Raw genomic sequence first — 7,806 nt, forward strand, 5'->3', positions numbered from 1 at the left:
GAACCGTGAGATTGACGTATCGCGGCCGATCGGCGATGAGGCCAAGCAGCCCGACCGAACCGGGGCGCTCGTCCTTGACCATGTCCTCCACGCGGGCGCGCGAGACGGTGTTGAACGCGGAGTCGACGGCCGCGAACACACCGGCCACGGGGACCAGCACCACCGCGGCGACGATCAGGGCCGGGGCACTGCTCACAGGTCGGTGCCCGGTGCGAATCCGGTCTTGCCGAGCAACCGGTTGTCGCGCGCAGCCTGTAGCTCGGCTTCTTCGGCGCGACGTTGGTCCTCGTACCACTCTTCGAGAATGCGGTTCTGCAAACCGAACATTTCTTTTTCCTCGTCGGGTTCGGCGTGGTCGTAGCCGAGGAGGTGCAGCACCCCGTGCACGGTCAGCAGCGCCAGCTCATGCTCCAGCGGGTGGCCTGCCGCCGCAGCCTGATCGGCCGCGAAGGAGGGACACAACACGATGTCCCCGAGCATCGACGGGCCGGGCTCCGGGGCGTCGGGACGACCACCGGGTTCGAGCTCGTCCATGGGGAACGACATGACATCCGTGGGACCGGGCAGGTCCATCCATCGCATGTGCAGGTCGGCCATGGTGGCCGAGTCGACGAGCACCATCGACAGCTCGGCTGCGGGGTGCACGTCCATACTCGCGATCGCAAACCTGGCCACAGAAACGAGTCCAGGCTCGGAGACATCCATCCCCGACTCGTTGGACACCTCGATACTCATCTACCGCTCATTCTTTCTATCGTCTGATTCGCGCTGCTGCGATCCAAGTGTGCGTCGAACATCGGTGACCTTATCGGCGTGCCGCACGAGGCCCCGACGAGCGCCGGTGCGCTCGGTTGCCGACCTGGCTATCGTCGTCCCGGATTGCTTCGAATCGTTCGTAGGCGTCGACGATGTCGGACACCAGTCGATGCCGAACGACGTCGCTGCTGGTCAACTGCGCGAAGTGGATGTCATCGACATCGGTGAGAATTTCGCTGGCCGCGCGCAAGCCGGATCGGGCGCCGCCGGGAAGGTCGACCTGAGTGATGTCGCCCGTCACGACGATCTTCGAGCCGAAGCCGAGCCTGGTCAGGAACATCTTCATCTGCTCGGCGGTGGTGTTCTGTGCCTCGTCCAAGATGATGAAGGCGTCGTTGAGCGTGCGGCCACGCATGTATGCGAGCGGCGCGACCTCGATGACGCCGGCCTGCATCAACTTCGGGATGGCCTCGTCGTCCATCATGTCGTGCAATGCGTCGTGCAGCGGACGCAAATACGGGTCGATCTTCTCGTGCAGGGTGCCTGGCAGGAAGCCGAGACGCTCGCCTGCCTCGACGGCAGGGCGCGTCAGAATGATGCGGCTGACCTGTTTCTGCTGCAATGCCTGAACGGCCTTCGCCATGGCGAGGTAGGTCTTGCCGGTACCTGCGGGACCGATACCGAACACGATTGTGTTGGCATCGATGGCGTCGACGTAGCGTTTTTGGTTCAGAGTCTTGGGCCTGATCGTCTTACCGCGCCGCGACAAAATATCGAGGCTCAGCACCTCGGCCGGTGATTCTGCGACGCCCTCGGTGAGCATTGCCACCGCCCGCCGTACGGCGTCGGGTGTGAGCGGCTGGGCGCGCTTCACAACAGCCGCGAGCTCGGAAATCACGCGTTCGGCGAGCGCCACGTCGGCGACGTTTCCTGTCAGCGTCACTGCGGTACCGCGAACGTGGATGTCGGCGTTCAAGACCTCTTCGAGCGCACGCAGGTTTTCGTCCGATGCGCCGAGCAGCGGAGGGACTGCCTCGGGTGCCAATTCCATGCTGGACCGAACCTGACGTTCGGCAGGAAATTCGCTGTGTTCACTCACGTGGTGACTATGGCCTGCTTTCGGTGTCGCTGACGGCGGAGATGATGATGCTCGAAGTTTAACGCGCCTGCACCGATGCGCATTCCCATTATTCGGACGCCGGCCCCAGCAGAGCAGCCATCGACGCCGACCAGCTTCCGGTTCCGACCTGGAGGAATTCGAAGTGGCCCTCGCCTTCGACTACCGTCAGCGCGGCCTCGTCGCCTGCGGCTGTCGCGGCGTCGACGTAGCGCGTGCTGTGCGACAGCGGTACGAGTTCGTCCCTGTCGCCATGGACGCAGTGCACGCGAACACCGGTGAAACCCCGGTGCATGGGCGACGCGGACCGATACAACTCCGGTGCCTCTGCGTACGTCGCACCCATGAGCGCCTCGACCGACGGACTCGGCTGCCCGCCCTCGGGTCCTACGACGAGGTCGAGGACCCCCGCCTGCGCCACGACGAGCGACGGGCGGATCGGTGCGTCTGTTTCGCCCGCCAACCACACGGCGAGCTGACCTCCCGCCGAGTGACCGAGGACGCGTACGTCGTCGGTGTTCAGGGGAACGGTCGACTGAGCCTGCACCACGGTCCCGACGGCCTGCAGGGCGGCCAACACGTCGGCGCTCGTCTCCGGCCACGTTCCGCCCGCGCCAACACGCCGGTACTCGATGTTCCACGCCGCCATTCCGGCTCGCGCGCACTCGATGGCGTACTGCGTTCCCATGTTGAGGGCATAGTCGCCACTCCACGATCCACCGTGAACGATCAGCGCCACCGACAGCGTGTCGGCGCTCGGAACGTCCGGGAGGTACAGGTGACCGAATTGTTCGGGGTGCTCGCCGTAGGCGATCTTGGTGCGGTTCACGACTGTTCACCCGACTCGAGTGGCGGCCGTGCCCACCGATCGGTCAGCACACCGAGGGCGCCGAGAGCAACGGCGCCGGCCGTCGACGTGCGTAACACGTTGGGCCCCAACATGACCGGGGTTGCACCGGCGTCGGTCAAGGCGACGATCTCCCGGTTGTCGATGCCACCTTCGGGTCCGACGACGAGGAGTACCTCGGCAACGTCGCTAAACGGAAGCGACGCGAACTCCTTGGTAGCGGACTCGTGCAGCACCGCAACTACTCCGCCGGCCGAGACGACACTGCGCACCAGCGTCAGTACCGCCGCAGTGGTGTGCAGGTCGCTTACGGCGGGAACGAACGGTCGCCGAGACTGCTTGGCGGCCGCCGCGGCGACGTTGCGCCACCGAGTGACCCCCTTGTTCGCCTTGAGGCCCTCCCACCGCGCGACGCATCGCGCCGACTGCCACGGCACGATCGAATCGATGCCGGCTTCGGTGGCCAGTTCGACCGCGAGTTCGGAACGATCCGCCTTGGGAAGTGCTTGAACCAGACCGATGGACGGCCGGGGACGCTCGGCGGTGGCTCGGGACTCGACCGTCAACTCGAGACGGTCGCGCTCGACGGCGACGACAACGGTGTCGGCGACGCCGCCCATCCCGTCCGAGAGCACGATGCGCTCACCGACGCGGATTCGACGGACCGTCGCCGCGTGATGACCTTCCTTGCCGTCGAGAACTGCCACGCCCCCGACATCGGGCAACGAATCGAGATAGAAGACGGTTGCCGCCACCGTCAGCGACCGCTGAACGCTTCTCGCAGCCGGGAGAAAAGGCCGCCGCTGTGCTGCGAGCCCGTGGTGACCACCTCGGCGGTGTCCCGATCGCGGAGGCGCCTCAGGTCTTCGAGCAATTGGGTCTGCTTGCTGTCGAGACGCGATGGCACGACGACCTCGAGGTGGGCATGCAGATCGCCGCGAACGCCCGATCGAAGCTTCGGCATTCCGTGGCCTCGCAGTACTGCGACAGCGCCGGGCTGGGTGCCTTGGTCGACCGAGATCTCGGTGGGTCCATCGATGATGGCGTCGACCGAGACGGACGTGCCGAGCGCGGCGTCGACCATCGGGACGCGAACCGTGCAGTGCAGATCGTCGCCGTCGCGCACGAACACCTCGTGTTGCTGCTCGACGATCTCCACGTACAGGTCGCCTGCGGGCCCGCCGCCGGGGCCGACCTCACCCTGCGAAGCGAGCCGGATGCGCATGCCGTTGCTGACGCCGACCGGCACCTTCACCGAGATGTCGCGACGCGACCGAACCCGACCGTCTCCGCCACACTTGCGGCAGGGATCCGGGATGGTCTCGCCGGCGCCACGGCAGGTGGGGCATGGGCGCGACGTCATGACCTGACCGAGGAACGACCGCTGCACGGACTGAACTTCTCCGGCGCCGCCGCAGGTCTCGCAACGAACGGGCTTGGAATCGCCGTTCGTGCCCGCACCCGTGCACAGGTCACAGAGGATCGCGGTGTCGACGGTGATGTGCTTGGTGACGCCCGTCGCACACTCGTCGAGGGTCAGCTTGGTACGCAGCAGTGAGTCGGAACCAGGCTGAACGCGGCCGCGGGGGCCACGACCGCCACCGCCGGTGCCGCCGCCGAAGAAAGCTTCGAACACGTCGCCGAGGCCACCACCGAAGCCGGCGCCACCGAAGCCGCCCCCTCCGCCGCCGCCCTGCTGCAGTGGGTCGCCGCCGAGGTCGACGATGCGACGCTTCTCCGGGTCGGAGAGCACCTCGTAGGCCGTCGAGATCTCCTTGAAGCGCGCCTGAGCAGCTTCGTCCGGATTCACGTCGGGGTGTAGTTCACGAGCAAGCTTGCGGTACGCACGCTTGATCTCCTGATCGGTGGCCTTCTGGCCGACCCCGAGTGTTCCGTAATAGTCCCGTGCCACTTATGTCTCTTTCGTCTTGTCGATCGAACGTCGTCTCGTCGATCGAAGGTCGTCGCCTGAGAACTTGTCGAGCCTGTCAGCGTTCCGCGAGAACTTCGCCGATGTACCTCGCAACGGCTGCGACCGATGCGATTGTTCCTGGATAGTCCATCCGCGTGGGCCCGAGCACACCCATGCCCCCCAGCACCATGCCAGCCGAACCGTATCCGGTGGAAATCACCGAGGTACCACGCATCTCCTCGACCTGGGTCTCTTCGCCGATGCGCACAGTCACCGTTCGGGTGTCCTGTGTCACAGCGAGGAGCTTGAGCACGATGACCTGCTCCTCGAGAGCTTCGAGCACCGCACGCAGCGAGCCGGGGAAGCCTGCATCACCGGCGAAGTCCGCCGCGTTTCGAGTGAGGTTGGCGGTGCCCCCGAGCACCAGCCGCTCCTCGGGGTGCTCGACGAGCGATTCGATGAGCACCGTCGCGGACCTGATCATGGCGTCACGCAGGGCCGGGGGCGCGTTCTCGGCCAACTCGGCGACGGCAGCCGAGGCCGCAGCAAGCCTCTTGCCCTCCAGCGCGCCACCGAGAAGCCGCCTGAGCTGCGAGAGATCGTCTTCGTCCAGAACGTCACCGAGCTCGACGATGCGCTGATCGACTCGACCGGAATCGGTGATGAGCACCAGCAGCAACCGTGCCGGGGTCAACGCGACGATCTCGAGATGACGTACGGACGACGCCGACAGAGTCGGATACTGCACCACCGCGACCTGGCGCGTGAGCTGTGCCAGGAGTCGCACGCCTCGTCGCAGCACGTCGTCCAGGTCGACACCGTTTTCGAGGAACTCGAGAATGGCGCGGCGTTCGGCCGACGACAAAGGTTTGACATCGGCGATCCGATCGACGAACTGTCGGTAGCCCTTGTCCGTGGGAACCCGTCCCGAACTGGTGTGTGGCTGAGCGATGTATCCCTCCGCCTCGAGCACAGCCATGTCGTTGCGGACCGTGGCGCTCGACACACCGAGATTGTGCCGCTCGACCAATGCGCGAGAGCCGACCGGTTCCTGGGTGGACACGTAATCCGCGACGATCGCGCGCAGGATTTCGAAACGTCTGTCATCCGTGCCCGACATTGCCCAGTCCCCTCCGATCCGATCGTCCATACCGTGCCGCATGCGAGGCATCGCTTCCGTTGCACGAGTCTAGTAGCCGAAACACCGCCCACGCCGCAAGGCCTTAGTGTGGTCCGGTGGCCACTTCGACTTCGACGACTTTCACCGCATGATTTTCAAGGGAGTCCGAGACGGCAAGCCCTATCCAGAGCACGGTCTGTCATTGCGAGACTGGTCGAAGATCCCGCCGCGCCAGCTCCGGCTCGACGAGATAGTCACCACGACCAAGGTGCTCGAACTGGATCGATTACTGTCCGAAGACTCGACGTTCTACGGCGATCTCTTTCCGCACGCCGTGCACTTTCGCGGCGTGGTGTACCTGGAAGACGGATTGCACCGAGCCGTTCGGGCGGCACTCCGAAACCGAACGGTGCTCCATGCCCGGGTGTTCGACTACGACGCACTCGGCGCCTGACCCGATTCAGGCTGCGATGGTTCGCACGACCGCATCCGCCAGGAGGCGTCCGCGGTCGGTCAGCACATAGCGCCCTGCAGAGAACGTCATCAAACCGTCGGCCACGACTCGATCGGCAGCACTGACTTCGGCGTCATCGAGGGCGTCGGCGGAAAGGCCGCTTCGCAGCCGAATTTCGAGCATCAGCTTTTCGAGGTGACGGTCCTCGTCGCTCAGAAGCTCGCTACCAGCGACCGGCAGTTGTCCGGCCGCGAGTTGGTCGGCGTAGCGGGCGGGGTGCTTGACGTTCCAGAACCGAGTGCCGCCGATGTGGCTGTGCGCACCCGGGCCGGCTCCCCACCAATCGCCGCCGTCCCAGTAACCGACGTTGTGTTTGCACTCCGCAGACTCGTCGGTGGCCCAGTTGGACACCTCGTACCAGTGCAACCCGGCGTCGGTGAGCACGGAGTCGATGCGCTCGTATCGGGTGGCCAGAACGTCGTCGTCCGGCGCGGGCAACTCACCGCGTCGAACCTTGCGTGCCATCGCGGTGCCGTCCTCGACGATCAGGGCATAGGCTGACACGTGGTCGACCCCTGCTGCCAGCACCGCGTCGAGCGAGCTGTCCAGGTCCTCGGGCCGCTCTCCGGGGGTGCCGTAGATCAGGTCGAGGTTGACGTGCTCGAAGCCTGCCGACCTGGCCTCCTTCGCGGCGGTCACTGCTCGACCGGGCGTATGGGTGCGGTCGAGGATGGCGAGCACGTGTGCAGCGGCGGACTGCATGCCCAGCGAGACCCTGGTGAAGCCGGCCGCACGCAGTTCGTCGAAGAAGACCGGCGACGTCGATTCCGGGTTCGATTCCGTCGTCACTTCGGCGCCCGGTGTGAGGCCGAAACTCGTGCGCACGGCGCCCAACACGTCGGCCAGGCCGTTGCCACCGAGCAACGACGGGGTTCCACCGCCGACGAACACCGTATCGGCGGTCGGAACGAGGCCCGCCCGGCCACCAATCAGTGCCGCGGCGGTGTCCAGCTCACGACGCAGTCCTTCGAGCCACGACGCGGGCGACGCCGACGTCCCCAACTCACCGGCGGTAAAGGTGTTGAAGTCGCAGTAGCCGCAGCGCGTGGCGCAGAACGGGACGTGAACATAAATTCCGAAGGGTCGCTGCCCGACCCCGTCGAACGCTGTGTCGGGCAGTTCGAAGGCGACCGCGGCGGGGGAATTCACCACTTCAGTGTCCCAGACGCCGGAATGCCGATTTCACCACTCGGCGTGGCCGAGCGGTCCCGGCCTCCGCCAGCCTATTCACCCCGACATCGGGGTAAATAGGGCTCTGCGGTCGGACCTGGGCGAATGTCATGGCACAATGGGCATCGTGACTGACTTCGGGATACGGCTCGTGGCGCGCCGCCACGTCGATCTCAAGCGTGTGTGCAGCTCCTCGTGTCGATGCCGAGCGAGCCTGTAGCCGAGCTCTGCGCCGGCCCGCTCGAAACTCCCGCAACGCAGCTTCATTCGTCAGGACCCATGATCCGTCCGGATGCCTCGAGTGGTGAGTTCATGCCTCTCCCCTCGGTCGCCGGAAGCACAGAGATGCAGGAGCACAGATGTCGTCGAC

Annotated in this window: 8 protein-coding genes and 1 pseudogene; 1 reads left to right on the forward strand and 8 read right to left on the reverse strand. The window is 65.6% G+C overall.

The features are described 5' to 3' along the window. The 7 genes and pseudogenes from WBQ44_RS09850 to hrcA form a co-directional block, all read right to left on the reverse strand. Window positions 1-196, reverse strand: a pseudogene (locus tag WBQ44_RS09850) (hypothetical protein); the annotation flags it as partial. Then, the gene (ybeY, locus tag WBQ44_RS09855; RefSeq protein ID WP_495566521.1) at window positions 193-735 is read right to left on the reverse strand and encodes an rRNA maturation RNase YbeY; all 543 of its coding nucleotides are present in this window, start codon (window positions 733-735) and stop codon (window positions 193-195) included. The pseudogene WBQ44_RS09850 and the gene ybeY, both read right to left, overlap by 4 nt. A gap of 70 nt (window positions 736-805) precedes the next feature. Next, window positions 806-1,807 carry a PhoH family protein gene (locus WBQ44_RS09860; protein WP_495566528.1) on the reverse strand — a complete coding sequence of 334 codons (1,002 nt, stop codon included), beginning with the start codon at window positions 1,805-1,807 and terminating at the stop codon, window positions 806-808. A 136-nt stretch (window positions 1,808-1,943) separates the two neighbouring features. Further along, complete coding sequence (locus WBQ44_RS09865) at window positions 1,944-2,702, reverse strand: alpha/beta hydrolase family protein (protein WP_495566522.1); 759 nt, start codon at window positions 2,700-2,702, stop codon at window positions 1,944-1,946. Further along, on the reverse strand, window positions 2,699-3,475 hold the full coding sequence (locus WBQ44_RS09870; RefSeq protein WP_495566523.1) for a 16S rRNA (uracil(1498)-N(3))-methyltransferase: 777 nt from the start codon (window positions 3,473-3,475) through the stop codon (window positions 2,699-2,701). The genes WBQ44_RS09865 and WBQ44_RS09870 overlap by 4 nt, the downstream gene beginning before the upstream one ends. A gap of 2 nt (window positions 3,476-3,477) precedes the next feature. Then, window positions 3,478-4,632 (reverse strand): molecular chaperone DnaJ, encoded by a 1,155-nt coding sequence (dnaJ, locus tag WBQ44_RS09875; RefSeq protein WP_495566524.1) that lies wholly within the window; start codon window positions 4,630-4,632, stop codon window positions 3,478-3,480. A gap of 76 nt (window positions 4,633-4,708) precedes the next feature. Further along, window positions 4,709-5,752: a heat-inducible transcriptional repressor HrcA gene (gene hrcA / locus WBQ44_RS09880; RefSeq protein ID WP_495566525.1), complete on the reverse strand. Its 1,044-nt coding sequence runs from the start codon at window positions 5,750-5,752 to the stop codon at window positions 4,709-4,711. Between the two features lie 148 nt (window positions 5,753-5,900). Here hrcA and WBQ44_RS09885 point away from each other — a divergent pair, with 148 nt between their 5' ends. Continuing rightward, a complete protein-coding gene (locus WBQ44_RS09885; RefSeq protein ID WP_495566526.1) occupies window positions 5,901-6,206 on the forward strand; it encodes a type II toxin-antitoxin system VapB family antitoxin in 306 nt (101 codons plus the stop codon). 6 nt (window positions 6,207-6,212) lie between these two features. Here the strand turns inward: WBQ44_RS09885 and hemW are convergent, their stop codons facing one another. Further along, window positions 6,213-7,415: a radical SAM family heme chaperone HemW gene (gene hemW / locus WBQ44_RS09890; protein ID WP_495566527.1), complete on the reverse strand. Its 1,203-nt coding sequence runs from the start codon at window positions 7,413-7,415 to the stop codon at window positions 6,213-6,215. Window positions 7,416-7,806: the final 391 nt, after the last annotated feature.

The sequence above is a fragment of the Rhodococcus sp. (in: high G+C Gram-positive bacteria) genome, from assembly GCF_049591685.1.
Taxonomy (GTDB): domain Bacteria; phylum Actinomycetota; class Actinomycetes; order Mycobacteriales; family Mycobacteriaceae; genus Rhodococcoides.

Excerpts from the sequence above, each read along its gene's own strand:
- ybeY (WP_495566521.1), bottom strand. The coding sequence starts at position 735 with ATGAGTATCGAGGTGTCCAACGAGTCGGGGATGGATGTCTCCGAGCCT.
- WBQ44_RS09860 (WP_495566528.1), bottom strand. The coding sequence starts at position 1,807 with ATGGAATTGGCACCCGAGGCAGTCCCTCCGCTGCTCGGCGCATCGGAC.
- hrcA (WP_495566525.1), bottom strand. The coding sequence starts at position 5,752 with ATGTCGGGCACGGATGACAGACGTTTCGAAATCCTGCGCGCGATCGTC.
- WBQ44_RS09885 (WP_495566526.1), top strand. The coding sequence starts at position 5,901 with ATGATTTTCAAGGGAGTCCGAGACGGCAAGCCCTATCCAGAGCACGGT.